Source organism: Rhodococcus sp. USK10 (assembly GCF_019378875.1).
In the GTDB taxonomy this organism is placed as follows: domain Bacteria; phylum Actinomycetota; class Actinomycetes; order Mycobacteriales; family Mycobacteriaceae; genus Rhodococcus_F; species Rhodococcus_F pseudokoreensis.
In genome coordinates this window covers 5,788,025-5,814,165 of sequence record NZ_CP076048.1, presented here as the reverse complement: position 1 = coordinate 5,814,165, position 26,141 = coordinate 5,788,025, and the positions used below count along the sequence as shown (strand labels likewise).

General features: G+C 68.3%; 31 protein-coding genes and 1 riboswitch. Of the genes, 13 read left to right on the top strand and 18 right to left on the bottom strand.

Annotation, left to right across the window (positions count from 1 at the left end; genetic code table 11):
• Positions 1 to 63: 63 nt before the first annotated feature.
• The 10 genes from I1A62_RS33955 to I1A62_RS33910 form a co-directional block, all read right to left on the bottom strand.
• Positions 64 to 1,113, bottom strand: a complete 1,050-nt coding sequence (locus I1A62_RS33955; RefSeq protein ID WP_124395670.1) for an NAD(P)-dependent alcohol dehydrogenase — start codon at positions 1,111 to 1,113, stop codon at positions 64 to 66.
• Positions 1,114 to 1,124: 11 nt separating this feature from the next.
• Positions 1,125 to 1,886 (bottom strand): SDR family NAD(P)-dependent oxidoreductase, encoded by a 762-nt coding sequence (locus I1A62_RS33950; protein WP_124395671.1) that lies wholly within the window; start codon positions 1,884 to 1,886, stop codon positions 1,125 to 1,127.
• A 35-nt stretch (positions 1,887 to 1,921) separates the two neighbouring features.
• Complete coding sequence (locus I1A62_RS33945; protein WP_072942883.1) at positions 1,922 to 2,683, bottom strand: SDR family NAD(P)-dependent oxidoreductase; 762 nt, start codon at positions 2,681 to 2,683, stop codon at positions 1,922 to 1,924.
• On the bottom strand, positions 2,680 to 3,882 hold the full coding sequence (locus I1A62_RS33940) for an acyl-CoA dehydrogenase family protein (protein WP_219456675.1): 1,203 nt from the start codon (positions 3,880 to 3,882) through the stop codon (positions 2,680 to 2,682). The genes I1A62_RS33945 and I1A62_RS33940 overlap by 4 nt, the downstream gene beginning before the upstream one ends.
• 52 nt (positions 3,883 to 3,934) lie before the next feature.
• The gene (locus I1A62_RS33935; protein WP_219461577.1) at positions 3,935 to 4,888 is read right to left on the bottom strand and encodes a phosphotransferase family protein; all 954 of its coding nucleotides are present in this window, start codon (positions 4,886 to 4,888) and stop codon (positions 3,935 to 3,937) included.
• 5 nt (positions 4,889 to 4,893) lie between these two features.
• The gene (locus I1A62_RS33930; protein WP_257890609.1) at positions 4,894 to 6,099 is read right to left on the bottom strand and encodes an acyl-CoA dehydrogenase family protein; all 1,206 of its coding nucleotides are present in this window, start codon (positions 6,097 to 6,099) and stop codon (positions 4,894 to 4,896) included.
• A 9-nt stretch (positions 6,100 to 6,108) separates the two neighbouring features.
• Positions 6,109 to 7,257 (bottom strand): thiolase family protein, encoded by a 1,149-nt coding sequence (locus I1A62_RS33925; protein ID WP_124395672.1) that lies wholly within the window; start codon positions 7,255 to 7,257, stop codon positions 6,109 to 6,111.
• On the bottom strand, positions 7,257 to 7,634 hold the full coding sequence (locus I1A62_RS33920) for a Zn-ribbon domain-containing OB-fold protein (RefSeq protein ID WP_219456673.1): 378 nt from the start codon (positions 7,632 to 7,634) through the stop codon (positions 7,257 to 7,259). Before I1A62_RS33920 ends, I1A62_RS33925 begins: the two co-directional genes overlap by 1 nt.
• A gap of 37 nt (positions 7,635 to 7,671) precedes the next feature.
• Complete coding sequence (locus tag I1A62_RS33915; RefSeq protein ID WP_087557770.1) at positions 7,672 to 8,460, bottom strand: enoyl-CoA hydratase/isomerase family protein; 789 nt, start codon at positions 8,458 to 8,460, stop codon at positions 7,672 to 7,674.
• A 123-nt stretch (positions 8,461 to 8,583) separates the two neighbouring features.
• Complete coding sequence (locus I1A62_RS33910) at positions 8,584 to 9,723, bottom strand: acyl-CoA dehydrogenase family protein (protein ID WP_192582103.1); 1,140 nt, start codon at positions 9,721 to 9,723, stop codon at positions 8,584 to 8,586.
• A 101-nt stretch (positions 9,724 to 9,824) separates the two neighbouring features.
• Between I1A62_RS33910 and I1A62_RS33905 the strand changes: the two genes are divergently transcribed.
• Both I1A62_RS33905 and I1A62_RS33900 read left to right on the top strand, forming a co-directional pair.
• Positions 9,825 to 10,211: a hypothetical protein gene (locus I1A62_RS33905; protein WP_124395674.1), complete on the top strand. Its 387-nt coding sequence runs from the start codon at positions 9,825 to 9,827 to the stop codon at positions 10,209 to 10,211.
• Positions 10,195 to 10,593, top strand: coding sequence for a hypothetical protein (locus tag I1A62_RS33900; RefSeq protein ID WP_219456671.1), 399 nt, complete (start codon positions 10,195 to 10,197; stop codon positions 10,591 to 10,593). Before I1A62_RS33905 ends, I1A62_RS33900 begins: the two co-directional genes overlap by 17 nt.
• A 59-nt stretch (positions 10,594 to 10,652) precedes the next feature.
• Here the strand turns inward: I1A62_RS33900 and I1A62_RS33895 are convergent, their stop codons facing one another.
• Both I1A62_RS33895 and I1A62_RS33890 read right to left on the bottom strand, forming a co-directional pair.
• Positions 10,653 to 12,749 (bottom strand): glycosyltransferase family 39 protein, encoded by a 2,097-nt coding sequence (locus tag I1A62_RS33895; protein WP_219456670.1) that lies wholly within the window; start codon positions 12,747 to 12,749, stop codon positions 10,653 to 10,655.
• On the bottom strand, positions 12,746 to 13,999 hold the full coding sequence (locus I1A62_RS33890) for a bifunctional glycosyltransferase family 2/GtrA family protein (protein WP_219456668.1): 1,254 nt from the start codon (positions 13,997 to 13,999) through the stop codon (positions 12,746 to 12,748). Before I1A62_RS33890 ends, I1A62_RS33895 begins: the two co-directional genes overlap by 4 nt.
• A 140-nt stretch (positions 14,000 to 14,139) precedes the next feature.
• Here I1A62_RS33890 and I1A62_RS33885 point away from each other — a divergent pair, with 140 nt between their 5' ends.
• Positions 14,140 to 14,565, top strand: a complete 426-nt coding sequence (locus I1A62_RS33885) for an HIT family protein (protein WP_219456667.1) — start codon at positions 14,140 to 14,142, stop codon at positions 14,563 to 14,565.
• A 3-nt stretch (positions 14,566 to 14,568) separates the two neighbouring features.
• Here the strand turns inward: I1A62_RS33885 and I1A62_RS33880 are convergent, their stop codons facing one another.
• A complete protein-coding gene (locus I1A62_RS33880; protein WP_219461572.1) occupies positions 14,569 to 15,951 on the bottom strand; it encodes a cell wall metabolism sensor histidine kinase WalK in 1,383 nt (460 codons plus the stop codon).
• 80 nt (positions 15,952 to 16,031) lie between these two features.
• Positions 16,032 to 16,748 carry a response regulator transcription factor gene (locus I1A62_RS33875; RefSeq protein ID WP_192582108.1) on the bottom strand — a complete coding sequence of 239 codons (717 nt, stop codon included), beginning with the start codon at positions 16,746 to 16,748 and terminating at the stop codon, positions 16,032 to 16,034.
• 773 nt (positions 16,749 to 17,521) lie between these two features.
• A riboswitch (guanidine-III (ykkC-III) riboswitch) is annotated at positions 17,522 to 17,583 on the top strand.
• A 10-nt stretch (positions 17,584 to 17,593) separates the two neighbouring features.
• Between I1A62_RS33875 and I1A62_RS33870 the strand changes: the two genes are divergently transcribed.
• Genes I1A62_RS33870 through I1A62_RS33850 form a run of 5 tightly spaced genes read left to right on the top strand, consistent with a single transcriptional unit; the run spans position 17,594 to position 21,260 of the window.
• Positions 17,594 to 17,908: a multidrug efflux SMR transporter gene (locus I1A62_RS33870; RefSeq protein ID WP_219456666.1), complete on the top strand. Its 315-nt coding sequence runs from the start codon at positions 17,594 to 17,596 to the stop codon at positions 17,906 to 17,908.
• 48 nt (positions 17,909 to 17,956) lie between these two features.
• On the top strand, positions 17,957 to 18,763 hold the full coding sequence (locus I1A62_RS33865) for an ABC transporter (RefSeq protein ID WP_124395680.1): 807 nt from the start codon (positions 17,957 to 17,959) through the stop codon (positions 18,761 to 18,763).
• A 41-nt stretch (positions 18,764 to 18,804) separates the two neighbouring features.
• Positions 18,805 to 19,662 carry a TIGR03620 family F420-dependent LLM class oxidoreductase gene (locus tag I1A62_RS33860; protein ID WP_219456664.1) on the top strand — a complete coding sequence of 286 codons (858 nt, stop codon included), beginning with the start codon at positions 18,805 to 18,807 and terminating at the stop codon, positions 19,660 to 19,662.
• A 29-nt stretch (positions 19,663 to 19,691) separates the two neighbouring features.
• Entirely contained in the window at positions 19,692 to 20,042 is a 351-nt protein-coding gene (locus I1A62_RS33855; protein WP_124395682.1) for a hypothetical protein, read from the top strand.
• Positions 20,043 to 20,096: 54 nt separating this feature from the next.
• Positions 20,097 to 21,260, top strand: coding sequence for an epoxide hydrolase family protein (locus I1A62_RS33850; RefSeq protein ID WP_219456662.1), 1,164 nt, complete (start codon positions 20,097 to 20,099; stop codon positions 21,258 to 21,260).
• Positions 21,261 to 21,275: 15 nt separating this feature from the next.
• On the opposite strand, the gene I1A62_RS33845 is transcribed toward I1A62_RS33850, so the two are convergent.
• Both I1A62_RS33845 and I1A62_RS33840 read right to left on the bottom strand, forming a co-directional pair.
• The gene (locus I1A62_RS33845; protein ID WP_124395684.1) at positions 21,276 to 21,506 is read right to left on the bottom strand and encodes a hypothetical protein; all 231 of its coding nucleotides are present in this window, start codon (positions 21,504 to 21,506) and stop codon (positions 21,276 to 21,278) included.
• A gap of 90 nt (positions 21,507 to 21,596) precedes the next feature.
• Complete coding sequence (locus tag I1A62_RS33840; protein ID WP_124395685.1) at positions 21,597 to 21,899, bottom strand: MerR family transcriptional regulator; 303 nt, start codon at positions 21,897 to 21,899, stop codon at positions 21,597 to 21,599.
• A 241-nt stretch (positions 21,900 to 22,140) separates the two neighbouring features.
• On the opposite strand from I1A62_RS33840, the gene I1A62_RS33835 reads away from it, so the two are divergent.
• Positions 22,141 to 22,524 (top strand): hypothetical protein, encoded by a 384-nt coding sequence (locus tag I1A62_RS33835; protein ID WP_124395686.1) that lies wholly within the window; start codon positions 22,141 to 22,143, stop codon positions 22,522 to 22,524.
• An 11-nt stretch (positions 22,525 to 22,535) separates the two neighbouring features.
• On the opposite strand, the gene I1A62_RS33830 is transcribed toward I1A62_RS33835, so the two are convergent.
• Positions 22,536 to 22,862 (bottom strand): helix-turn-helix transcriptional regulator, encoded by a 327-nt coding sequence (locus I1A62_RS33830; RefSeq protein ID WP_124395687.1) that lies wholly within the window; start codon positions 22,860 to 22,862, stop codon positions 22,536 to 22,538.
• 221 nt (positions 22,863 to 23,083) lie between these two features.
• Between I1A62_RS33830 and I1A62_RS33825 the strand changes: the two genes are divergently transcribed.
• The 3 genes from I1A62_RS33825 to I1A62_RS33815 all read left to right on the top strand — a co-directional run bounded on the left by I1A62_RS33825 (position 23,084) and on the right by I1A62_RS33815 (position 24,409).
• Complete coding sequence (locus I1A62_RS33825; protein ID WP_167372176.1) at positions 23,084 to 23,227, top strand: hypothetical protein; 144 nt, start codon at positions 23,084 to 23,086, stop codon at positions 23,225 to 23,227.
• 77 nt (positions 23,228 to 23,304) lie between these two features.
• On the top strand, positions 23,305 to 23,451 hold the full coding sequence (locus tag I1A62_RS33820; RefSeq protein WP_192582107.1) for a hypothetical protein: 147 nt from the start codon (positions 23,305 to 23,307) through the stop codon (positions 23,449 to 23,451).
• A 43-nt stretch (positions 23,452 to 23,494) separates the two neighbouring features.
• Entirely contained in the window at positions 23,495 to 24,409 is a 915-nt protein-coding gene (locus I1A62_RS33815) for a SigB/SigF/SigG family RNA polymerase sigma factor (RefSeq protein WP_219456661.1), read from the top strand.
• On the opposite strand, the gene I1A62_RS33810 is transcribed toward I1A62_RS33815, so the two are convergent.
• On the bottom strand, positions 24,394 to 25,155 hold the full coding sequence (locus tag I1A62_RS33810) for an SDR family oxidoreductase (RefSeq protein ID WP_219456659.1): 762 nt from the start codon (positions 25,153 to 25,155) through the stop codon (positions 24,394 to 24,396). The genes I1A62_RS33815 and I1A62_RS33810 overlap by 16 nt on opposite strands.
• 79 nt (positions 25,156 to 25,234) lie before the next feature.
• Here I1A62_RS33810 and I1A62_RS33805 point away from each other — a divergent pair, with 79 nt between their 5' ends.
• Complete coding sequence (locus I1A62_RS33805) at positions 25,235 to 26,122, top strand: sigma-70 family RNA polymerase sigma factor (protein ID WP_219456658.1); 888 nt, start codon at positions 25,235 to 25,237, stop codon at positions 26,120 to 26,122.
• Positions 26,123 to 26,141 lie beyond the last annotated feature (19 nt).

Below are 26,141 nucleotides of genomic sequence, written 5' to 3'. Positions count from 1 at the left end.
CTCCTGTTCAGCGAACACTGTCATTCTCGGTCATCGTGCGCGGTATCTCATAGGCCTCGCCGGTCACGGCACGAGGACGGCGCGCCCGCGGATCTCTCCGCGGCGCAGCCGGTCGTACACGTCGACGGCGTCGTCCAATCGGTACGCGGTCGACTCGACGCTCAGCAGCCCCCGTCGGGCGAGGTCGACCACCGCCTCGAGGTCGGCGCGGGTTCCCCAGAACGGGGCGCTGACCTGCCAGCCGCTGGGCAGTCCGAGGTCCTTGCCGACCGTGAGCCGGCCGCCCCCACTGCCCACGGTGACCAGGCGGCCACCGGGGCCGAGCAACGGCGCGGCCGATTCCATCGTGGCCGGTGATCCCACGAAGTCGAAGACCACGTCGGCGGTGCCGCGCCCCGTACCGGCATCGGCCACCTCGCACACCGCCCGGTCGGCCCCCAACCGGAGTGCGAGGTCGCGCGAGTCCTCGCGCGGATCGACCGCGATGATCGTCCCGGCGCCGAGAGCGCGAAGAATCTGGACGGCGAGGTGGCCCAGTCCCCCGACACCGACCACGACGGCGACGGAGTGGCCGTCGACGAGGTCCCCGTTCGTGCGGATCGCGTGGTAGGCGGTCAGGGCGGCATCGGCGAGCGGGGCGGCACTCTCGGGAGCGAGCCCCCGGGTGCGCACCACGAACCGTTCCGAGGGAACGATCATGGCCTCGGCGAGACCGCCGTCGTGCCCGAGACCGTTGCCGATCGCCCGTAGCCTGCCGTCCGCCCGCGGACGCAGTTCGTGACAGTAGTTCTCCCGGCCCCGCCCGCAGTTGCGGCACTCCCCGCAGGACCAGACGCCGTGGACCACCACGGACTCGCCGATCCACGACCGGTCGGCGTCGGGGCCCGCGCCGGCGACGGTTCCCGCCACCTCGTGCCCGAGGGTGAGCGGGAGCGGGTAGTCGAACGCACCTGCGGGTGCGTCCATGACGTGCAGGTCGGATCGGCAGAGCCCGGCTGCCCGGACCTCGATCAGCAGTTCGGCGCCCCGCGGTGCGGGGATTTCGACGCGCCGGACCTGCACGGGTTCGCCCCAGGTGGTCAGGCGCACTGCTCGCATCGTCTCGATGGTCATGGTCCTGTCGCCTACCTGGCTGCCCAGCCGCCGTCGACGACGAGCGTCTGTCCGGTGACATACGAAGAAGCATCCGACGCGAGGAACAGCACGGCGCCGTCCACCTCGCCTGCCCGGCCACCGCGGCCGAGCATCGTGTTGCGGCGCACCCAGTCGGCCGAGCGCTGGTTGCCGAACAGTCCGTCCGTCATTTCCGTATCGAACCATCCGGGCACGACGGCGTTGACACGGGCGCCCCGCCTGCCCCACTGACCCGCCAACTCGCGGGTCAACCCGAGGATGCCCGCCTTCGACGCCGCGTAGCTCGCACCGCCGATGGGAGCGGTGGACACCAGACCGATCACCGAGGAGATGTTGATGATCGAGATCCCCGCGCCCTCCGCAACGGTCGACATGCCATACGTGGCCAGATGGAAACCCGCCGCGAGGTTGACGTCGAGAATCGACGCGAATCCGTCGGCGGTCTCGTCCTCGGCGTTCGGAGGTCCGGGCTTGCCAGCGTTGTTGACCAGGATGTCGACGTGGCCGGTTTCCTCGCGGGCGCGGTCGACGAGGCGGCGGCGGTCGGCGTCGACGGTGATGTCGCATTCGACCGGGACCACGGTGTCGACCTCCGCTGCCAGTGCCTCGAGCCGATCGATGCGGCGGGCGGCCGCGTAGACGGTGGCGCCTGCCGCGGCCAGCGTCCGCGCGAATCCCATCCCCAGTCCGGACGACGCACCCGTGACGACGGCGACGCGACCACTCAGCTGGAACAGCTCGGGTACCTGCATGTGGTTGACTCCTACTCCTGTTCGTGGCACGCGCGTCAGTAGACCGCGGTGCGTCCGCCGTCTACCGGGATCACGGCCCCTGTTGTGTAGCCGGCACGGTCCCCGGCCAGATGCACGACGAGGCCGGCGATTTCATCCGGATGCCCCAGCCGTCCGGCGGGCAGCCGGTCGACGATCTTGCCGACGAACTCGTCGTCCCAGTCGGCAGCCATGTCGGTCGCGAATCCGCCCGGCATGATGCAGTTCACCCGCACCCGGGGCGCGTATTCCTGCGCGAACGCCATCGTCAGCGCGTTGAGGCCGTTCTTCGACGCCGCATACATCGCCTCGGGCGGGCTGGGCCGCACCGCGCCGATGCTCGAGATGTTGATGATCGAACCGCCTCCGGCCGCGCTCATCCTGGCGCCGGCCACCGCCATCAGCCGGAACGGTCCCTTGAGGTTGACCTCGATCGTCTTGTCGAACAGCGACTCGGACACCGACTCCAGTGTCGGTGACAGGGGTGCGATGCCGGCGTTGTTCACGACGACGTCGAGCTTCCCGAATCGGGTGACGATGTGGTCGACCGCGGTTTCGATCGCGTCCCACTTCCCGACGTGCAGGGCGAGCGGTTCCGCGATGCCGCCGGTGTCCCGGACGATCGCACGGGCCGCGGAGACACACGCCTCCTCCTTGCGGCTCGACACGATCACGGTGGCGCCCGCGGCGGCGAGGCCGCCAGCGATGGCGTATCCGAGCCCGCGGGTCGCCCCCGTGACCAGTGCGACCTTGCCCGTCAACTCCTGTGTCGTGTTCATGCGTACTTCTTCAGTTCGAGGCGCGCGATCGTGCGCAGATGGACTTCGTTCGGGCCGTCGGCGATCTGCAGTGCCCGGGTGATCGCGTACAGCCGGGCCAGGATCGTGTCGTCACTCACCCCTGCGGCGCCGTGCGCCTGGACGGCGTGGTCGACCACGCGATGCGCAACCTCCATCGCGGCCACCTTGATCGCGGCGACCTCCGAGCGGGCCGCGGCATTGCCGCGGGTGTCCATCAGCCACGACGACTGCAGAACCAGCAGCCGGATCTGGTCGATCTCCATCCGGCTCCGCGCAATCCACTCACGCACCACACCGCGATCGGCGAGAGGTCCGCCGAACGCGGTGCGCTGCAGGACCCGTCGGCACATCAGCTCGAGGGCGCGTTCAGCCATGCCGATCGCCCGCATCGCGTAGTGCATGCGCCCCGGCCCGAGTCGGCCCTGCGCGATCGCGAACCCGTCGCCCTCGGCGCCGAGCATGTGGTCGGCGGGCACCCGCACGTCCGTGAACTGGACCTCGCCGTGGCCGAGCCGGTCCCGGTAGCCGAACATCGGCAGATCGCGGAGCACCTCGATGCCGGGAGCATCCGCCGGCACCAGGATCATGCTCTGCTGCCGGTACGTCGGGGCGTCGGAATCGGACTTGCCCATGAAGATGACGAGCTTGCAGTCGGGATCGAGAATGCCCGAGGTGTACCACTTCCGGCCGTTCAGGACGTATTCGTCGCCGTCGCGGCGGATGGTCGAGGTGATGTTGGTGGCGTCCGAACTCGCCACCTCCGGTTCCGTCATCGCGAACGCCGACCTGATCGTGCAGTCCAGGAGCGGCGCGAGCCAGCGGGACTGCTGCTGCGGGGTGCCGTACATCGCGAGGATTTCCATGTTGCCGGTGTCGGGTGCCGAGCAGTTGATCGCCTCGTTGCCGATCACTGACCGTCCGACCATCTCGGCAAGAGGCGCGTATTCGTGGTTGGTGAGCCCGGCGCCCCATTCGCCGTGCGTCATGAAGAGGTTCCACAGTCCGAGTTCCCGGGCCTTCGCCTGCAGGTCCAGCATGACCTTCGGCTGTTCGTGCGGGTTGTCGTTCGACCTGATCTGCTCGTCGTACACGGCCTCGGCCGGATAGACGTGCTCTTCCATGAAGGTCCGCAGTTGCTCGAGCAGTCGCTCGGTGCGTGCGGAGTATCCGAAGTCCACGTGTCGTCCTTTCTGTTCCTGTCAGCGCCTCGAGCGGTGCGCGAAAGAGTGGTCAGGCAAGTAGTGCGGTGCCGCTGCGAATGAGCTGCGAGATGGTGTCGGGCAGCCGTTCCTGATCGGGGTCGTGGTGGCGGCCCTCTCGGTGCCTGCGAAGGTTGTGGCCCATGATCGCCGCCATCTTCAGACGGCCGAGTGCGTTGAACCAGTTCATGTCCGGCAGTGCCGGGGCGTCCCCGGTGTAGAGGTCGATCAGCTCGTCCTCGCTCGGCAGGTTCGGCACCGCGCGCCCCACACCGGGGAAGTTCACACCGTCGGCGAAGACGAGGAACCAGCCGAGCTCGACCCGCGGATCGCCCAGGCTCCAGATCTCCCAGTCGATCAATGCCGCCGGCTCCGTGCCCCGCGCGATGATGTTGCCGAGCCGGTAGTCGCCGTGCACCAACGTGGGCGCCATCCCGTCCGGGACATCGGCGGCGAGCAGACGTAGCAACTCCTCGCCCCCGCTCACGAGTTCGGGGGGAACGGCACCGAGGGTGCGTTGCCACCGCGCCAGCTCGGCGGCCGGCGACAACGGATCACCGGCGGCCGGGATCGTGTCGAGGGGCACCGCGTGCAGCAGCGGGAGCACCTCGGCGGCCCGGCGCATCCGCGCGGCAGCGACGGCCGGTTCGACCGCCGGTGTATCGAGCACCGGCTCGAGGGATTCCCCGGCGACGCACTCCATCGCGAACCACGCCGGACCGTCCTCGTCGACGGTGACGATGCGGGGCACGGGAACCGCTGTGGCGCCGAGCGTTTCCATGATCCTCGCCTGGCGCACCATGTCGTGCCGCCCGATGGGACGCTGCCCCTCGGGCACAGCCTTGACGACGAGGTCGCCCCCACCGGTCCGGACCTTGTAGGTCAGTCCGGAGTGCCCGCCGGGCAACGGCTCGAGCGGGCCGACGTCCAGGCCCGGGTTCTGCTCGCGCAGGCGACACGCCACACGGTCGTCGAGGGTGATCATTGCACTCACGGGCGGGGCTCCCTCGGCAGGCCGAGCACGCGCTCGGCGAGAATGTTGCGCTGGATCTCGTCTGTGCCGCCCGCGATGCGGTATCCGGGTGCGCCGAGTACGTGCTCGGTCCACGCGAATGTGCCCCACTCGCCCGAGTCGGCGATCAGGTCGCGCCCCAGCAGCATCCGGACGACCTCCGAGGTGCGCGCCATGGTGTCGGTGGCGAGCAATTTACCCACCGACGCCTCCGGACCGGGATCCTTGTCGGCGACCACCGCGGCGGCCACCCGCATTCCGGTGACCCGCTGGACATAGCTGCGCGTCACCAGATCCGCGACCTTGTCGCGCTCGATCTCGGACAGTTCACGGCCCAGGTGGCGGGCGAGTTCGACGGCCTGGTCCGCGTTGGCCAGGCCGAGATTCCCGGCGTCGAGGCGCTCGGCCGCCAGCACGGTCAATGCGACCGGCCAGCCCTGCCCCACCGGCCCCAGCCGGTAGTCGTCCGACAGTTCGACGCCGTCGAGATACACCTCGTTGAAGGAACTACCCCCGGTCATCTGGCGGATCGGCCGGACGGTGACACCCGGAGCGTCCATCGGGACCAGGAAGACGGTGAGGCCCTTGTGTTTGGGCGCGTCGGGGTCGGTGCGGCACACCGCGACCCCGACGTCGGCGACCCGGGCCCCGGACGTCCAGACCTTGTGCCCGGTGATCGTCCACCGGCCGTCCCGCTCGACCGCTATCGTCCGGACCGCCGCCAGGTCGGATCCGGCTTCGGTTTCCGAGAACAGCTGACAGGCGATGATGTCGGTGCGGAGCATCGCCCGCACGTACCGCTCACACTGCTCGGGCGTTCCCCATTGGGCGATGGCCGGCGCGACCAGTTGCTGAGTGACCGAGAACATTTCGGTTCGGCGCGGAACGTCGAATGCGTTCTCCTCCCGCCGGAAGGCGAGCACGTAGGACATCGGCAGGCCGCGTCCGCCGAATTCGACCGGCCAGTTCATCGAACCCCAGCCGGCGTCGAACTTCGTCTGCTCGTACGCCCGGATGTGGTCCGTCTCTTCGCGTTCCTGCGCAGCGGTCCAGTTCTCGAAGACGGCGACCGAGTCGGGTCCCACCCCCCATTTGATCTGGGTGCGCGGTTCGGCGACCGTTCGCAGCCACGCGCGGGCGTCGTCCACGAACTGGTCCAGGCCGGGCATCGTTGCTTGATTCATGGCTCTTCCTCAGACTGACAGGACGGTGCAGGCGCTGATCCCGGGCGCACCGTAGACGTGGGTGAATCCGATGCGCGGGTTTCCGGGCACCTGCCGGGCACCGGCCTCACCGCGCAATTGCGTGACGATCTCGTGTATCTGCCGGAGGCCGGACGCGCCGATCGGTTCCCCGTTCGCGATGCAACCGCCGTCGGTGTTGACCGGGATCCGCCCGCCGATTTCCGTCTCCCCCGCGGCGATCAGCTTGTCCTGCTCGCCGTGTTCGCAGAATCCGCATTCGGCCATGTGCATGATCTCGGCGCCGCTCTCCGTGTCCTGGAGTTGCGCGACGTCCACGTCGGAAGGTCCGAGTCCGGCCTGCTCGAATGCGGCGGCCGCGGTGGACGTGCTCACACTCGACGGGGTTCCCGCGCCCTGTATCGACGGGCCGAACACCTCGAACGAGCCGAACCGGCGGGTGCCCGCCGCAATGCCCCGCAGTCGTACCGGTTTTCCGCCGAGTCGCCGGACAGCGGCCTCGCTCGCCACGACGACGGCCGCACCGCCCTCGCCGGGCGAGCAGAACATGTACCGGGTCAGGGGGTCGTTGACCATGTCCGCGGCGGCGATCGTCTCGGCGGACATCGGTTCACGCCGCCAGGCATTCGGGTTCAGGGAGCCGTTGCGGTACGCCTTCTCCGCGACGGCGGCCAGTGTGGGAGCACTGATTCCGTGTTCGCGCATGTACCGCGCGATCTTGATGCCGAAGAACTGGGTGGTGACCATGAGACCCGCCTCGCCGTACCCGACGGGCAGACCCCAGTCCTGTGGCGCCGGGTCGAACGCGCCGCGCGGGTGCTTGTCGAAGCCGACCGCGATCGCGATGTCGGCGGCGCCCGCACGAATGGCGTTGACGGCCGACACCAGAGCGCTGCCCCCTGTCGCGCAACCGTTCTTGACGTTGGTGAACGGGATTCCGGTGAGTCCGAGTTCGGACACCAGGGTATCGGCGAGCCCGGAGCCGTCGCTGCCACCGAACGCGACCTGAACGTCGGTCCACGCGATGCCGGCGTCGGCCAGGGCGGACGCGATCGCGTCCAGGGCGAGCCCGCGGCCGGTCTTGTCCGGTTGACGCCCGAATTTCGACAGTCCGGCCCCGATGATCGACACGGTGGACATCAGCGGGTCTCCTTCAGATAAGCGTCGGTGGCGAACCGGGGCACCGGTGCCGTGTCGACCAAGGTCACCGGCGCCCCGTCGTCCAACTCGGCGAAGTCGTGGCAGTCGAGCACGCCTTCGACCCTGATTCCCTCGGGGAGTTCGACGTAGCCGACCGCGAACGGTGAAAACCCTTCCGGCGGCGAAACATACGGCGGCGATTTCGGGGCGAACCGCTGAACCGTGTACGCCCAGACCGTTCCGCGTGTGCTCAGCGCAACCGGCGACATCGCCGGTCGTGAGCAATGCGAGCACAGGCTGGTGGCCGGGAACGCCACCGTCGAGCAGTGGGAGCACCGGCTCGCTTCGAGCGCCGGCGCGGTGGATGTCTCGCCCATCGTCAATCTCTCCTCGGGATTCGTCGTCGGGGTCGGATCAGCGACCGACCCACTTCGGCTCACGCTTTTCGAGGAACGCGTTCACGCCTTCGCGTGCGTCCTCCGACTGCAGCGCGTTGCCGACGGCGAGGTGCTCCATCACCATGAGCGACTGGATGTCCGCGTCGAGACCGCGGTCGATGCACATCTTGGTGAGCTTCATCATGAACGGGCTCTTGTCGACGATCGGTGCGATGAACTCGGCGAGAAGCTTGTCCAGGTCGTCGGCCGGCGCCGACGCGTTGATCAGGTCGAAGGCCTCCGCCTCCTTGCCGGTGAGGAGCTTGCCGGTGAGCATGAGTTCCTTCGTCTTGCGAACGCCGATCATGCGCGGCAGCCGGTAGATCGGGCCCGCGCCACCGAACAGTGCGCGACGGATGTGGAAGTCGCCGATGCGGGCGTCCTCGGCGGCGATCGCGAAGTCGCAGGAGATCATCAGCTCGAAACCGCCTGCGGTGACGAAGCCTTCGAGGACGGCGACAGACGGGGTGTTCATCGAGTACAGGCGGTCGCACACCCGGGCCGACAGCACCGCGACATCCATCGCGGTGGTGGAGCCGACGTACTTCTCCCGCAGTTCGTCGAGGTCGAATCCCGAGCAGAACGTGCCGTCACGTCCACGCAGGACCAGCACCTTCAGTTCGGGGTCGCTGTCGACCTCGACGATGATCTCGTCGAGGCGGTGCAGCAACTCGACGGTGACCGCGTTCTTCTTGTGCGGGCGGTTGAGCCACACGCGGGCGATGTCGCCGTCCTTCTCGAGCACGATGTGGTCGGTGTCCACCATGTCGGGGTCCTTTCGAGGAATGAAACTGAACTGGATTCACTTCAGTTCTACGGGGTGCGAGGCGCTCCGTCAATAGCGGGGACGAAGGAGCTTTGGTTTCGGCCGGCAGCAGCCGGCCTGATGTCAGAGTCCGACGAGATCCGCGACGCGGCCGCGGTGCGCCCGCGAATCCCCCAGCAGCGGTTCGTCTCCGAGCGCGCGGCGAACGTAGGAGTGCGTCGCATGCTCCCAGGTGAAGCCGACGCCCCCGTGGAGTTGCACGGCCTCCATCGCGGTGGCGATCACGGCCTCGGTGCAGACCGCACCCGCGACAGCGGCCGGAAGCGCCGCGGCGCCCGGGTCTTCCGCGAACACCGCGGCCGCGTACCGCGCCGCCGATCGCGCCTTCTCGAGCTCGACGAGCGTGTTCGCCAGTCGATGCTTGACGGCCTGAAAGGAGCCGATCGACCGCCCGAACTGGCGGCGCTGCACGGTGTATTCCCGTGTACTGTCCAGCAATCGGTCGATCAGCCCGACGTGCTCGCAGGCCAGTCCGATCACTCCGAGGCCCTGCAACGATTCGACCGCGCGCAGCGCGTCAGCGGGCCCGGCGAGACGCACCGCCTCCGCGTCGTCGAAGAGCAGATTCGCCTGCCGTCGAGTGGGGTCGACCACCGGAAGTTCCGTTCGCCGCACCGGCGCGGTCCGCAGATCGACCGCGTAGAGGCCAGGTCCGTCGTCGGCGTGCGCGATCAGCACGACGAGATCGGCGGCGCCGCCCTGTACGACATTCGTGGCGCGACCGGACAGCGACCACCGGTCGCCGACGCGCGTGGCGTCGACGAAATCGGTCTGCGCGCTCAGGGCCGTCACCGTCGCGACGAGTTCACCCCGGACGACCCGGTCGAGCAGTTCGTCGACCGTGTGCGACCTTTCGGCCGCGAGCAGGGCGTGGACTCCCAGCGTGGCGGATGTGAGCACCGGTTCGCAGACCAGCGCTCTCCCGCATTCTTCGAGGACGATGCCGAGTTCGACCATGCCGTATCCGAGGCCGCCGCGATCCTCCGGCACCGTCAGGGCAGCGACGTTCATCTCCTCGACGAGCAGTGACCACAACTCGGGGGAATAGCCGGACTCCGACTGGGCGGCGCGTCGGCTGCTTTCGATCGTCGAATGGCGGTCGAGTAGGCGGCGGATGACGTCGCGGATGTCTTCGTGCTCGGCGACGGGGGTCATCGCCGGGGGTTCGGTCTCGGGCCAGGGGCTGGAATGGGAGGACTGCATTGAACTCTCCTGTAAATTGACGTGAGTTCAGTTTAGTTTCGCAGAAGTCGAGACGGCAAGGACCCTCGACAGACCCACCCATGTTGAACTAAGTTCATTTCATGACCGATGCACTCGTGATCGAGCAGTACTACGCGATCCTCGACAGCGGCCGGATCGACGACGCGGTCGCCCTGCTCGACGAATCGATCGAGTTCGCCATAGTCCTTCCCGGTACCGTCCGACGCGGCCACAGCCGCGCCGACATGCTCAGCTATCTCCGGGGACGACCCCCGGTCGATCGACGGCACGTGCTGCTGCGGACGAGCAGCGACCGCGACGTCCAGTTCGCCTACGGCTCCGTCGTCGAGAACGAGACGAAGACGACCGGCTACTTCCTCGCCGCCATGCACTTAGGCGCCGACGGCACCATCGACGCGTACGAGGTGTCGTTCGACACCGAATTCAGCATTCTCAGAAGGGAGTTGGCACATGACAAGCGCGACTGACCTGGACTTGAGGACGTCACCGACGCCCGTGCTCGTCGCGTGGTTCGCGATCATGGATTCGGACGATCCCGACCGCGTCCTGACCATGATCACCGACGACTTCCGGATGTCGATTCAATTCTCCACCGGCGGCGGGAAAGCAGCCGAGTTCGTCGGCGATCGCGCAGGCCTCGTCGGGTACCTGCAGCAACGCGAGAAGAGCGTGCTGGTGCACGAGATCCTCGCGGGCTCGCAGGTGGGGGACGTCGAACTGGCGCTGGGACGCACCACCCGGAACGGCGAATTCGAGGCGTCGTTCAACACGTCGGCACAACTCGACGCGTCGGGGCTCGTGCGGAGGTTGCTCATCTGCCGCACCCCCGAGATCTCGTTCGCCCACTGAAACACCCGTGAGTACTTGTTAACCGCGGGCGGTTAACAAGTACTCACAGGGGGTGTCGATCAGGACGTGAGGTCGTACAGGGTCACGCCGTCCACGGTGACGGCGGTGAAGTTCGCCTGCACCCAGGTGGAGATCTCCGACGCGGTGCCGTCGCCACCCATTCCGCCGCCTCGGCCGCCGGCGATGAAGTAGTGGATCTTCCCGTCGGCCACGTACTGCTGGAACTGCTCGAGCGTGGGTGACGGATCACTGCCGTTGAATCCGCCGATCGGCATGACCGGGTCCTCGGTGGCGAGCTGGTAGCCCGACGCACTGTTGGATCCGATGGCCGCGGCCACCCAGGTGTAGTTGCCGGCATCCTGCTCCAGCAGCGACACCAATTCCTCGCCGGGGTTGCTGCCGGAGAGCAGTCCCCCGGCAGCGCCGCCCATGGCTCCCATGCCGCCCATGCCGTCGCCGGCCGCCGCGCCGTCGGTGGCACCGGGAGCCGCACCGCCCGGCATCGTGGGCGCGGCGGCACCGTCGGTGCGCCCGCCCATGCGTCCGGCACCGTCCATGCCGCCGGGGCCACCCATTCCGCCGAAGCCGCCTCGCCCGCCCTCGACCGTGGGTCCGGCCGAGACGATCGAACCGGTGTGCGGCGTCGCGATCGTGTCGACGGCGTACGCCGTCGGTCCGGCGAGCCCGGTGAACATCGCGGCCAGCGTGACGACGGCTGCGATCCTGCCCCTGGTCAGCGCCGGGATCAGCACGGCCACGGCGGCGAGAACACCGGCGACGACCACGGTCCACTTCAGCCACGGCACGAACGACGCGCTGCGCCCGAGCAGAACCCAGGACATGGCCGCGGTGGCCAGGAGTGTCACGGCGAGAACCGCCCGCACCCACAGGCTGTCGCGTCGACGCCACAGCGTCACCGAACCGATCGCCACCAGCGCGGCCACGGCCGGAGCAAGCGCGACGGTGTAGTACGCGTGGAAAATTCCGGCCATGAAGCTGAACGTCAGTCCGGTGACGAGCAGCCACAGTCCCCACACGACGAACGACGCACGTTGCGTGTCGGTGCGTGCCGCCTTGCCGCGCACTGCGAGACCGGCGACCAGCAGGATCAGCGCGGCCGGGATCAGCCAGGCGATCTGACCGCCCTGAGCCGACTCGAACATGCGCGTGATGCCGGTGCTGCCCCACATTCCGCCGCCGCCACCGGGACCGCCGCCGGGCATGCCGCCGCCGGGTACGGCGCCGCCCGCAATGGCCTCGCCGGCTCCTCCCATCGCTGTCGCGGCGTCCCCGCGACCGCCACCGGGCGTGACGCTGCCCGTCTCCTCGCCGTTCAACCGGCCGAGACCGTTGTAGCCGAGGGTGAGTTCGAGGATCGAGTTGTTCTGCGAACCGCCGATCCAGGGCCGTGACGACGCCGGCCACAACTCGACGGTCAGCAACCACCAGCCCGCGGAGACGATCATCGCGCCGAGTGCGGCGAAGCACTGGGCGAGGCGTTTGCCGAACTTCGGCGGTCCCGCGAAGAGGTAGGTCAGGGCGAGCGGCGGGACGACGAGCATCACCTGAAGCTGCTTGGTCAGGAACCCCAAGCCGACGAACACACCGGTCAGCACCATCCACCGGGTGCGTCCGTCCTCCACGGCGCGCAGCATCGCCCACACGGACGCGATCATCAGCAACACCAGCAGGGCGTCGGGGTTGTTGAACCGGAACATCAGCGCCGCGATCGGCGTCAGCGCGAGCACGAGACCGGCGAGCAGACCGGCCGCGGCACCGAACCACCGCTTCACCGTGGCGTAGAGCAGGGCGACGGAACCGACGCCGAGCAGGGCCTGCGGCACCAGCATCGCCCACGAGCTGAGCCCGAAGATCCGGACCGACAGCGACATCAGCCACAGCGACATCGGAGGCTTGTCGACGGTGATGGAGTTGGCGGCGTCGGAGGACCCGAAGAAGAACGCCTTCCACGACTCGGAACCCGCCTGCACCGCGGCGGCGTAGAACGAATTGGCCCAGCCGGAGGCGCCGAGCCCCCAGATGTACGCGACCGCCGTCCCGGCGAGCAGTGCGGCGAGCGCCCACGACTCCCACCTCCGCCGGGCGGGAGGAGGTTCCGGGGTTTCGACCTTCGGTTGTTCGAGGGTCGTCGTCATGCGTGAACTCCTTCGGGGCGAGCGTTCCGGAACACCCAGCGAAGGGCTATGAAACGGCTGATGGTGGCAACGAGATTGGCGAGGACGAGGACGGCGAGTTCGACGTGCTTGGACGCGTCCGGGGCCGCCGAGTGCAGGACGAACAGGGAACCGCTGGTGAGCAGCAGTCCGAACGCGAACACGAGCAGGCCCTGCATCTGATGCCGGGCGGCGCCGTCGGATCCGCGGACCCCGAACGTGAACGCGCGATTCGCGGCCGTGTTCAGCACGGCCGTGACGAGCAGCGAGACGGCGTTGGCCCACTGCGCACCCAGGACCGGATGCAGAACCAGGTAGAGCAGCGCGTACGCGACGGTGGACGCGACCCCGATCACCGCGAACCGGGCCAACTGCCCGACCATGCCGCGGGGCACCCCGGGCACCAGCGGCTCGCGCCCGAAACTGTCCCGCAGGCTGCCGATCGGCAGCGATCCGGTGGACAGCGCCCGGCCCACCCGCCACACACCCTTCAGGTCGGCGACGGCGGTCGCGACGATGTCGACGCGACTGTCCGGATCGTCCACCCAGTCGACGGGGACCTCGTGGATGCGCAGGCCCGCGCGTTCCGCGAGCACCAGCAACTCGGTGTCGAAGAACCATCCGGTGTCCTCGACCAGCGGCAGCAGGCGCTGCGCGACGTCCGCCCGCATCGCCTTGAACCCGCACTGCGCGTCGGAGAACCGCGCGTGCAGCGCGCTGCGGAGGATGAGGTTGTAACTGCGGGAGATGAACTCGCGCTTCGGGCCTCGCACCACCCGCGACGAGCGGGCGAGCCGGGACCCGATGGCGAGGTCCGAATGCCCCGACAGCAGCGGGGCGATCAGCGGCATCAGGGCGTTGAGGTCCGTCGACAGGTCGACGTCCATGTACGCCACCACCTCGGCGTCGGACGTGCTCCACACCGCACGCAGAGCGCGGCCTCGCCCCTTCTCGTCGAGGTGCACGACGTGGACGCCGTCGATCTCGGCGGCCAGGCGGTGCGCCACGGCGAGGGTGGCGTCGACGCTGGCGTTGTCGGCGATGGTGATGCGGGCGGTGTAGGGAACGTTCTCGTCGAGGTGCCGCCGCAGCCGGCGCACGCAACGTTCGAGTCCGGCTTCCTCGTTGTAGACCGGCACGACAACGTCGAGCACGGGCGCGGTCTCGGAGGTTCCGGAAGTCTCGAGTCGTCCCATGGCGCCCGGTGCTCGGGAGAGGGAATTCGTCGTCATGCATCCAAGATTCGGCCCGGACGCTGCGATCACTCTGGACGGAGGCTGGGAGTTTCCTGTGCGCTTCGCGCCCGTGAGTACTTATTAACCGCCCGAGGTTAATAAGTACTCACGGGCGGCGAAGCCGCATAATGGCGGCCATGGGATCTGTATTCAGCGCCATCATCAACGGAGATCTGCCCGGACGGTTCGTGTGGGAGGACGAGGACGTCGTCGCGTTCCTCACCATCGCGCCCGTCACCCAGGGCCACACCCTCGTCGTGCCCCGCGAGGAGGTGGACCAGTGGCAGGACGTCGACGGTGAGATCTGGAACAAGGTCATGGACGTGGCCCGCACGATCGGGCAGGCCGTCTGCCCGGCGTTCGACGCACCGCGGGCGGGACTGCTGATCGCGGGCTTCGAGGTGCCCCACCTGCACCTGCACGTCTTCCCCGCCTACGACCTCGGCGATTTCAACATCAGCAACGCCGAGCGGAACCCGTCCCAGGAATCGCTCGACGAGGCGCAGGCGAAGATCAAGGCAGCGCTGCGCGAACTCGGTCACGGGGACAACGTCCCCGACTGACGGTCAGCTCGACCGCGGCAGTTCCACCCGGAACGTGGCACCTTCGCCGGGCCGGCTGTCGACGGTCACCGACCCGCGGTGGGCGGCGACGAGGGCCGCGACGATCGACAGGCCGAGACCGCTGCCCCCGCTCTCCCGGGTGCGGGACGCGTCGGTGCGGTAGAACCTCTCGAACACCCGGGCCGCGTCTTTTTCGGTCAGTCCGGGTCCGGTGTCGGCCACCTCGAGCACGACGGTGTACTCGGTGGTGCCGAGCCGGACCGTGACGTCCGCGGTGGCGGGGGTGTGTTTGACGGCATTGGCGAGCAGGTTGCCGAGGACCTGCCGCAGCCGGGCCTCGTCGCCGATCACCTCCGGTGTCCCGGGTCCGGGGCGGACGTCGAGAGCGATGGACCGTTCGGGGGCGACGGCGCGCGCCCCGTGCACGGCGTCGGACGCCACCGACAGCAGGTCGACGGGCCGGGTCTCGAGGGGTCGCTGGGCATCGAGCCGGGCGAGCATCAGCAGGTCTTCCACCAGGAGACCCATCCGCGACGCTTCCCCTTCGATGCGGCTCATCAGGGTTTCGGTGTCGGTCATCGCGCCCTGCCGATACAGTTCGGCGAAGCCGCGGATCGTGGTGAGCGGGGTGCGCAGTTCGTGACTCGCGTCGGCGACGAATCGCCGCATCTTCTCCTCGGACCGCCGCGCCGACTCCTCCGACGCCTCGGTGGCGGCGAACGCGTGCTGGATCTGCGCGAGCATTCCGTTGAGCGCCACGGACAGTCGCCCGATCTCGGTACGGTCGTCCCGTTCCGGGACGCGTCGGTGCAGGTCTCCCGACGCGATCGCCGCGGCGGTCTCCTCCACTTCGACGAGGGGACGCAGACTGCGCCGGACCACGAAATACGCGACCACTCCCAGGGCGATCAGCACCACCACTCCGATGATGAGTTGCAGCACGACCAGGCGGTTCACCGTTTCGTCGTTCTCGGTGAGCGTCATCGCGACGGTGGTCTCGGTTCCGTCCGGCGCGGTCGTGGTCAGCACCCGCCACCGCACGTCCGAGTCGTCGGTCGAGCCGACCGTGACGGGCACCGACGGCAGGTCTTCCGGCAGTGCGGGCGAGACGGATTCGTCGTTGATCTCACGCAGCACGGTGCCGTTGGCCAATGTCGTGCGGACGTAGAACGGGCTCGGCGGACGTCCGGGATTCGGTTCGTCGGGCGGCGGCAACGGGCGCGACTTGCCGGGCTTCGCCCACCCCTGAGCGGCCTCGTGGAGTTGGTGATCGACGCGGTTGGTCAACGAATTCTCGAGCGCCGACGTCACCGCGACACCGGACGCGAGAAGCCCGAGCGCAGCGAGCAGGAGCACGGCGCCGACGAGCGTGATGCGCAGTGGCATCGCCCGGATCCACCGTCGCGCAGGCCTGTTCGGGACAGTCGCGACCACCTCGGCCGACTCCCGGGGAGCCGCGGGCGCGGTCATCGCCGCGGTTCTCGCATCACGTAGCCGACGCCGCGGAGGGTGTGGATCAGCGGGGTCTCGCCGGTGTCGACCTTCCGGCGCAAGTAGGACACATACGACTCGACCACCCCGACCTCACCGCCGAAGTCGTAGTTCCAGACGTGGTCGAGGATGCGCGGCTTGCTCAGCACCGTGCCCGCGTTGACCATGAAGTACCGCAGCAGCGTGAACTCCGTCGGGGACAGCGACACCAGGTCGCCGGACTTCCAGACCTCCCGCGTGTCGTCGTCGAGTTCGATGTCGGCGAACTTGATGCGGGCAGACTGCTCCTCCACCGACACCTTGCCTGCCCTCCGGAGGATGACGCGAAGCCGGGTCACAACTTCTTCGAGGCTGAACGGCTTGGTGACGTAGTCGTCCGCGCCGAGGGTGAGGCCGCTGATCTTGTCCTCCACCGCATCCTTCGCGGTGAGGAATAGCACCGGTGCGTCCACACCGTCGGCGCGCAACCGCTTGAGCAGGCCGAACCCGTCCATTCCCGGCATCATGACGTCGAGAATGACGGCGTCCGGGCGGAAGGTCCGCGCCGTGTCGAGTCCCTCGGCCCCGGTCGACGCCGTCGCCACCTCGAATCCCTGGAATCGGAGACTCACGGAGAGCAACTCGAGGATGTTCGGTTCGTCGTCGACGACGAGGACGCGGGCTTCGACAGGCTTATCATTCACGCAACCCATCATCACGCGTGAGACTGGATTGTCGCTGTAGGTTTCCTGGGAGGTTCCTGTGAGCCGGTGCAGCCGGCCCGGGTCGGACGGATTCCGGTCGTCAGTTGACCACGATATTGAGGTTGAACACTACCCCGCCGAACGTCAGGATCGTGTTGGCCAATCCGAGTGTGACACCACTGTTGAGCGCCCCGAGCAGTCCCAGCATCATGACCTCCATCGTCGCCCCGGTTGAGGGGTGTGTGCGCGCTGTCCGTGCGCGTTGCGGATGACACTAAGTCACGTTCGACAAATTCGTGGCGACACGCGCACGCAATTTCCCTGAATAAAATCACCCATTCTTCTCGAGCGAAAAAGGGTGAAATTCCGGGCGCATGAGCGAGGATGGGACAGTTGCGCTCCGGAGCCCCGGCGCTCACGGTCGCCGAACACGAGACAACCCCGCCGTCGAGCGGACGGCGGGGTTGCGTGACCGGAGTTGTATTGACAGGCAGGAAGTTCAGGCGACGACGTTCATGTTGAGCACCACTCCGCCGAACGTGCCGATCGTGTTGGCGAGTCCGAGGGTGAAAGCGCTGTTGATTGCGGCGAGCAGTCCGAGCATCATGATGTTCCTCGTTATCTTCCGTGGTATACGCACAGAATTCACTGTCGCGCTCGACAATAAGTCAGCAGGCCTCGCTCTGCGAGATATTCGGCGCATTCCCGCGTCGTGCGCGCGGAGCGAGTCTGTGGAGTCGCTCACCACTCACGGGCGCGGAGCGCATCGTTGGGTACCGTGGAATTCGTCGACACGACATCCGGACGAGCGCACCGTACCCGGCCAGCGACAAGACGGTGCCCGGAGGTTTGTCATGGCGTGGATGGTTCTTGTGCTGTCGGGAGTCCTGGAGGCCGTCTGGGCCACCGCCCTCGGCCGGTCGGAGGGATTCAGCAAACTCGGACCCAGCATCATCTTCGGCGTCGCCCTGGTCTTCAGCATGGCGGGTCTGGCCTACGCGATGCGCAGTCTCCCCACCGGAACGTCGTACGCGGTGTGGGTCGGCATCGGCGCAGCGCTGACGGTCGGGTTCGCGATGCTGACCGGCGCCGAGAGCACCACACCGATGAAGATTCTGCTGATCCTGGGCATCGTCGGATGCGTGGTCGGGCTGAAGGCTCTGCACTGACCGGATCGAGACGCTCGATGATTGTGTGTCGCGGGTTACAGTAACTCCATGAACCTGGTGTCGTTGATGACCCTCCCGGTGCGTGCCGGTCTTGCGGCGGCCGACCTCAGCCTCGGTATCGCCGAGGCCACCCTCGTGACGGTCCGGACCGCGGTCGCCGGGACCGGAGTCGTCACAGGCATGAGCACCCAGGGCAGCCCGTTGCAGGTGATCAGCCAACTGTCCTCGCTGGCGGCCAACGACCGGCCGCTCGGGCAGGCACTTCAGCCGGGCGGTCCGCTCGACCGTCTCCTCGCCCCGGGCGGCCCCGTCGACCGTCTCACGTCGGAGGGCGGCACCCTCGAACGACTGCTGGAACCGGGTGGCCCGCTCGAACGGGTCCTCGCCAAGGACGGACCGCTCGACCGGGTCCTCGCGGAGGACGGCACCCTGGAACGGCTGCTCGCCAAGGACGGCCTGCTCGACCGCCTCACCGCCGAGCAGGGACCGCTCGAACGGCTGACCGCGCAGGACGGCGCGGTCGAACGGCTCACGGCGCCGGGCGGACTGGTGGACCGGGCGCTCGCCGAGAACGGCATCCTCGACACCCTGCTGTCGGAGGGCGGCGCGTTCGAACGCCTCATCGCCGAGGGCGGCCCGCTCGATCAGATCGTGGCGCTGTCCGAGACGTTGACGGCGCTGGCGCCCAACCTGGAGCGGATGAGCGCGAGCGTCGACCTGCTGCAGGAAACGGTGGGCGTTCTCAGCGCCGCCGTCGGGCCGCTCGGCGAACTGGCGGGCAAGTTGCCGGGGCGCTGGCTCAACAAGGGCAAGGGCGACCGTCCGGGCGTCGACTACACCCTCGGCCCGGCCTGACGCCTTGACCTGAAGCGAACTCGAGGTTTTACGGTCGGGTCATGACCCGCATCGAAGGCTTCGGACCCATCGGCATCTCCCTGAACATCGCACCGGACGAGACACATCTCGGCGAGGCGGCCCGGCTGGAATCCCTCGGCTATTCGGCGATCTGGTTGGCGGGCGGCCAGATCGACAGCCTGGATCGGATCTCGGCCGTCGTTCGGGCGACCGAGTCGATCCCGGTCGCGACCGGCATCATCCCCGTCGACGTGTACGACGCGGACGCGGTCGCGCGCCTCCATGCCGATCTGCAGGTCACGGCGCCGGGCCGGTTCGTCGTCGGACTGGGCGGCCCGCAGATCCCCCGGCCGCTCCGCGCACTGAACGCGTACCTCGACAGGCTCGACCGTGCCGACCCGCCGGTGCCGACGGAGCGGCGGATCCTGGCCGCGCTGGGCCCGCGCAAGCTGGAACTCGCGCGGGAGCGGGCCGCGGGGGCCGTCCTGCTCCTCGTCACACCCGAATACACCGCCGAGGCCCGGCGCATCCTCGGCCCGGACGCCACGCTCATCGTCTCGTTGATGACGGTGCTGGACACCGACGCGGCCCGTTCCCGCGACACCGCCGGCGTTCCTCTCCGGTTCCTCTCCGGGGTGGGCGGGTACGCCGCCAATTTCGCGCGGATGGGGTTCACTGCCGACGACATCTCGGGGCTGAGCAACCGGCTGGTCGACGACCTGGTGGCATGGGGCGATGCGGACGCGATCGTCGCGCGGGTCCACAGCCATCTCGCGGCCGGCGCGGATCACGTCGTCGTCAGTGAACTGGGCGACCGGCCGGGCGAGGTGGCCGGACAGCTCGCGGGGCTGCTGCCACTGCGCGCACGGTACGGCCTCGGAGCGACCGGCCGACACTGACCGACACCTGCCTCTGGTATGTATTTCGCATGACACGAACCATCGTTGCGCTGTTGATCCCGGCCGCCCTGCTGCTCGGGGCGTGCAGTTCCGAATCGACCACCACCGAGGCCGAGTCCCCGGCGAGCGCAACGACCGAGGCCACCGAGGCGTCCTCCGCGGACCTGCCTGCGGTCGCGGACCTGTGCAAGGGCCTCCTCCAGTACGCGAACGGCGCCGAGGCCCGCGCGCAGCAGAGCGGCGAGACGTTCGACCGCACGAAGGCCCTCGACGACCTCTTCACGCAGTCGGCCGAGACGGCGGAGTGGAAGGACGCTCCACAGGACCGCAAGGACCAGATGATCCAGGCCTACGACGCCGCCAAGACCGGGGCCTGCTGACCCGTTCTCGATCGAGGACCGGAACTGTCCTCAATCCTTCGTAGCGTGGTCTGCATGACCGACACGACGAAGTCCATCCGACCGTTTCGCATCGACATCGCGCAGTCGCAACTCGACGATCTCGCCGATCGACTCGCGCGGACCCGGTTCGGCACCCCACTCCCGGGTGACGACTGGACGACGGGAGTGCCCACGTCCTACCTGGTCGAACTCGTCGCGTACTGGCGCGACGAGTTCGACTGGCGGGCGCAGGAGAAATCACTCGACACCATCCCGCAGTTCGTGACCGAGATCGACGGGCAGAACATCCACTTCCTGCACGTCCGCTCGCCTGAACCGGACGCCCTGCCCCTCGTCCTCACCCACGGCTGGCCGGGTTCGTTCGTCGAATTCCTCGACGTGATCGGGCCGCTCACCGACCCCGCGGTGCACGGCGGCAACCCCGAGGACGCGTTCCACGTGGTCGTGCCGTCGCTGCCCGGATTCGGATTCTCCGGACCGGTCCGCGAATCGGGCTGGAACATGACCCGCATCGCCGGGGCGTGGGCGGAGTTGATGGGCCGGCTCGGATACGACCGTTACGGGGTGCAGGGCGGCGACATCGGCGCCGGTGTCTCGCCCGAGGTCGCCCGCATCGCCCGGAACGCGGTGGTCGGGGTGCACCTCAACGGCAACGTCGGCGTTCCGTTCCACGAGTTGGACGAGGCTGAGCGGGCGAGCCTGACACCGCTGGAGCAGGACCGCCTGGACCGGGTGTCGCGGTTCATGACCGACGAGTTCGGCTACATCTCCATCCAGTCCACGCGACCGGCGACGCTCGGCGCCGCGCTCGCCGATTCACCGGTCGGTCAGCTCGCCTGGATCGTCGACAAGTTCCGCGAGTGGACGTATCCGCGGGAGACGCTTCCCCACGACGTCATCGGCATCGATCGCCTGCTCACCAACGTCATGCTGTACTGGCTCACCGACACCGCCTCCTCGGCCGCGTACGTCGGCTACATGCAGGAATCTTCTTGGGCCACCGACAATTCCGTGTCCGGCGTCCCGACCGCCGTCATCGTCTTCGCCCACGACGTCGGCATCCGCCGCTACGCGGAGCGGGAGCATGCGATCACGCGGTGGACCGACGTCGAGGATCGCGGCGGCCACTTCGCCGCACTCGAGGAGCCCGAGTCTCTGACCGCGGACATCCGGGAGTTCTTCGCCGAACTCCGCTGAGCCGATCCGGAGCGGTCAGATCAGGCTCGAGATGAGGAAGGCGGCGAGCAGCACGCCGATGAGAACGGATCCGGCGGTGGCGGCCGCGAGGACGACCGAACCGGTGACGGTCATCGCCGGCGCCGCCGCGACGAGGGCAGCGACGAGCGCGGTTCCGAACGAGAACCGGCGGTCGGGCTCTGCCTGCCGGTCCTTCGCGTGCCGGGCAGTGTGTGTTCGGAATGCATTGTGGGCCGTGAGGGTCATGGTTCTCGTGTCCCGTCTGGAGTCGAATGCGGACCAGAGCCGGAGCTCCGGCGGGTACTGCGTTCACCTCCCCGGCGCCGTGGCGGATCGCTATCCGGGCGAATCACCCGGCCCGTCCAGCCGTGACGCCAATTCGGCGTTCTCGGATTCGAGCGCAAGGATGCGCTGAATTCCGGCGACGTTCACACCGTCGTCCATGAGCTGAGCGATGCGTGCCAACCTGATCAGGTCGTCGTCGCTGTATCTGCGGGTGCCGCCGCTGGTCCGGGCCGGGGTGAGCAACCCGCGGCGCTCGTACAGGCGGAGAGTCTGCGGGCCGATGCCCGTCAACTCCGACGTCACCGCAATTCCGTAGACCCCGCGACGTGAGCGGGGCAGGACGTCGATGGTCACAACAGGCTCCCTTCTGCTTAAGGAACACCTGATGTTAACACGGAAATGAAATGAATCTGTACTTGATGATATAGATTTTGCGTCTCGAACCCCTCATACCTGGGCTGCAGCAGCCAGAACGAGAATCGGGTGACGTAATCTCGGACCCGAACCGAACGCGAACTACCGCCGACCCCGGACGGATTCGCCGAGGTGTCGTGGCCGTGAGCGCCACGGCCTCTGTGCGAGAGACGAGAAGACGGTGCCCCGTACTCAGGAACACGCAGATCGCTACCGTGACGCCCTCACGGCGCTCGCCGCGGCCACGCAGCGACCGGCCAACGTGGTCAACACCGGTGCGGGCTATGCGATCCGGGTCGACTTCGAGTTCAACCGCTACCTTCTCGCGTCCAACGCCGCCGACGGACTGACCGACGCCATCGACGACGCGTCCGAGTGGCGGGTCAGCCTGTACCAGGGCGCCGCCGACGGCACGTCCGACGAACTACTGGCCACCGCCGGGCACGCGTGGCTGGTCGACGCATTCGACCACGCCTTCGCCGACATCCGGGCCGAGGGTAAATGGCAGGCGGCCGACGCCTCGTTCGACGAGTTCAACCCCACCAACGACCAGCCCGCGAGCTGATCCGACACCGCTCAGGCGCGGTCCGGGACCTCGGATCGCACGAGTTGCTCCAGTTCGGCGTTTCGCGCCGCGAGCACCGCATTCTCGGCCTCGAGCCGAAGGATCTGGCCGATGCCGATGAGATTGACGCCGGCGGCAACGAGTTCGGTGATCTTCTGGAGCCGCGCGACATCGTCCTCGCTGTACCGGCGGGTGCCACCGCCCGTGCGAGTCGGCGTGATCAACCCGCGCCGCTCGTAGAGGCGCAGCGTCTGCGGTCCGATACCCGTCAGCTCCGACGTTACCGAGATCCCGTACACACCCCGCTGTGAACGAAGCGGCACATGAGAGGACGTCACCGGGTCTCCCTTCTTCTCAGGGCGCATCAATCCTAGCAAGCCCCAGTGAACACAATGTGCCGCGGGGCGCGCAGGTTCGCTCCGGAATGCCCCCGGTGCCGCGTGGCTGGACCAGCAATCTTGCCGATTCGGCTTGAACTTCCCGTCCGACCGCTGTAGAACAAATCTATATTCTTCAACGCAGATTAGTTCTCACGACGAGGTCGCACGAAGGAGAACCGATGACCACCCACGACCCGCAGAGCACACCCCACGACGGGGAGGTCCTCGTTCTCGGCGCAGGCAGCGGCGGAGCGATCGCCGGCGGCCTGATCGCCACGCTGGCTCTCAGCGCGCTCACGCTCCTCTCGTCCCTGCCGACCTGACCGGACGGCCCGGCACCCGCACCCGTTCGACACCGACACCGACACCGACACTTCGCACACGACAGGACACAACCCTCATGCCCGCCAGCTCCGCATTCCACGGTTCCGCCACCAGCACTGCCACGCGAGGCGGAGCAACGATGAGCACCGAGGAAATCAAGGCCCGGATCGAGGCGATGTTCGCCGACGAGGCCGCAGACACGTCCCCCGCACTCGTCGAATAGCGACGCCATTGCCGATGCCGGCAGGTCAGAGAAGGGCAGAGCCATGAATGTGTCCACCCAGCTCGTCGAACCATCGCTCGACATCCGACGCATCTCCACGCGGTCGAAGCCGGCGCATCGCCCGAAGCCCGTGGCCGCCGCCCCACGGGGAGAACGACGGCAGGCGCGACCCGAGACCGCGCGCCGCGAGCGTGACCAGTACCGCGACGTGCCCGCGCAGTGCGAGGCCATCGGCCGTCTCGCCGCCTCCGACCCCCGCCGCGAACTGCTGCGGCAGCGGCTGATCGAGCGGTGCCTGCCGCTCGCCGAACACATCGCGCGGCGGTTTCTCGGTCGCGGAGAACCCATCGACGACCTGATCCAGGTCGCCCGCCTCGGTCTGGTCAAGGCCGTCGACCGGTTCGACTCGAATTGCGGGGCGAGCTTCGTGTCCTACGCCGTCCCGACGATCACCGGCGAAGTGCGCAGGCACTTCCGCGACACCGGCTGGGCGATGCACGTCCCGCGCAGCATGCAGGAACTGCACCTCTCCCTCACCACCGCGACGACCGAACTGACCACCACACTCGGACGCGCCCCGACGGCGAGCGAACTGGCCGAGGCCCTCGGGATCGACAAGGAGGAGGTGGTCCGGGGTCTGCGGGTCGCCGACGCCTACAGCACCCTGTCCGTCGATTTCCCACTCGGGGAGGACGAGCGCCCGCTGTCGGAGACGATCGGCGACCTCGACCCGTCGCTCGCACACGTCGAGGACCATGTCGTCCTCGAGCCGCTGCTGGGATCGCTTCCCGACCTCGAACGCACCGTCCTCGTCCTGCGGTTCTTCGGCAACATGACTCAGTCGCAGATCGCCGCGCGGGTGGGCGTCTCGCAGATGCAGGTGTCCCGGCTGTTGACCAAGACCCTGGCGGACCTGCGCGGTAAACTCGCCGGCGCCGGCGGTCAGATGGTCGGGTAGGCGGCCAGGAAGTCCTCCCACGTCCGCTTGCCCGTCGCCGCCTCGTGCGACAGGTTGGCGCCGTCCCGGTATACGCGGCCCGCCTTTCCGGGCATCCGGACCGGCATCGTCAGCCGGTGCCTGCCGCTCGCCTGCAGGTAACTGCGGGCCAGATCGCGCATTCCGTACACGGTCGGCCCGGGTAGGTCGGGAACCAGGCCGGCCGGGGCGCCGAGCGTCAGTTCCACCAGGCGCGCCGCCACCTCGCCCGAGTCGACCGGCTGGAAGCGCAGTCCGCCCGGGACCGGGATCACCGGCAGTTTCGCCATCTTCTGCAGCATGCTCAGCACCAGTTCGTGAAACTGGGCTGCGCGCAACGTCGTCCACGGCAGGCCCGAGTCGGCCACCGCTCGCTCCGCGGCCAGCTTGGACGTGAACCAGCCGAGCGGAACCCGGTCGGCCCCGATCACCGAGATGTAGACGAGGTGCCGCACTCCGGCGCGCGCGGCGGCCTCCACCAGATTCCGGGTCGCCACCTCGTCCCCCTTGGGGCCACCCGCCAGATGCAGAACGGTCTCGACGCCGTCCAGTGCGGGGTCAATTCCCTTGCCCTCGAACAGGTCACCGGCCAGATGGTCGACGCCGTCGCCGGGCTCACCGCCGTGCCTGCTGAGGACCCGCACGTCCCGCCCCGCCGCCCGCAGCAGTGGGACGACCTGACGTCCGAGCGTGCCGGTACCGCCGGTGATGAGAATGCGTGATGTCATGATCTCTCCAGATTCTTCGGACAGCTGATTGTCGGTGGGTCTACCTGTGAGACACGCCGCGAGGAAGGAATGTGACACGGTGGACGACCGCGATCAGCTGACCGAGCGTTTCGAGGAACACCGGCCGCGGCTGCGGGCCGTCGCGTACCGGATGCTGGGCTCGGTGAGCGAGGCCGACGACGCTGTCCAGGAGGCGTGGCTGCGCACGATCCGCGCGGACACCGGCGAGGTGGAGAACCTCGAGGCGTGGCTGATCACGGTGGTGTCGCGGGTGTGCCTGAACGTACTGCGCTCGCGCGAGCAGCGGCGCGAGGAACCTCTCGACGTGCAGGCACACGATCCGGCCGTCGGCCGCGAAGACGGCGGCGACCCCGAACACGAAGCGATGCTGGCCGATTCGGTCGGGCTGGCGCTGCTGGTCGTGTTGGACACGCTGACCCCGGCCGAGCGGCTCGCGTTCGTGCTGCACGACATGTTCGACGTGCCGTTCGACGATGTCGCCCCCATCGTGGGCCGCTCCTCCCAGGCGGTGCGGCAACTCGCCAGCCGCGCCCGCCGCCGGGTGAAAGGCGCCGCGCCGGCACCGGACCCCGCGGACCGGGACCGCAGACGAGCTGTCGTCGACGCCTATCTGGCCGCCACCCGCGGCGGCGATTTCGACGCGCTGGTCGCCCTGCTCGATCCGGATGTGGTGCTCCGGGCCGATCCGGCTGTCGGTCCCACCCCGGGACCTCTCGTGATCCGGGGCGCCCGCGTCGTGGCCAAGGGTGCGCTCGCATCCGCGGAACGGGCCCGGGTCACCCAGGTGGCCCTGGTTAACGGGTCGGCCGGGCTCGTGATGGCTCCCCGCGGGGGGCTGTACCTGGTGTTGGCGTTCACGATCGTGGACGGGAAAATCACCGAGATCGACGTCATCGCGGAGCCGGATCGCATCCGCCGACTCGATCTCGCCGTCCTCGGGGACTGACCGGTCACCCGAACCGGGT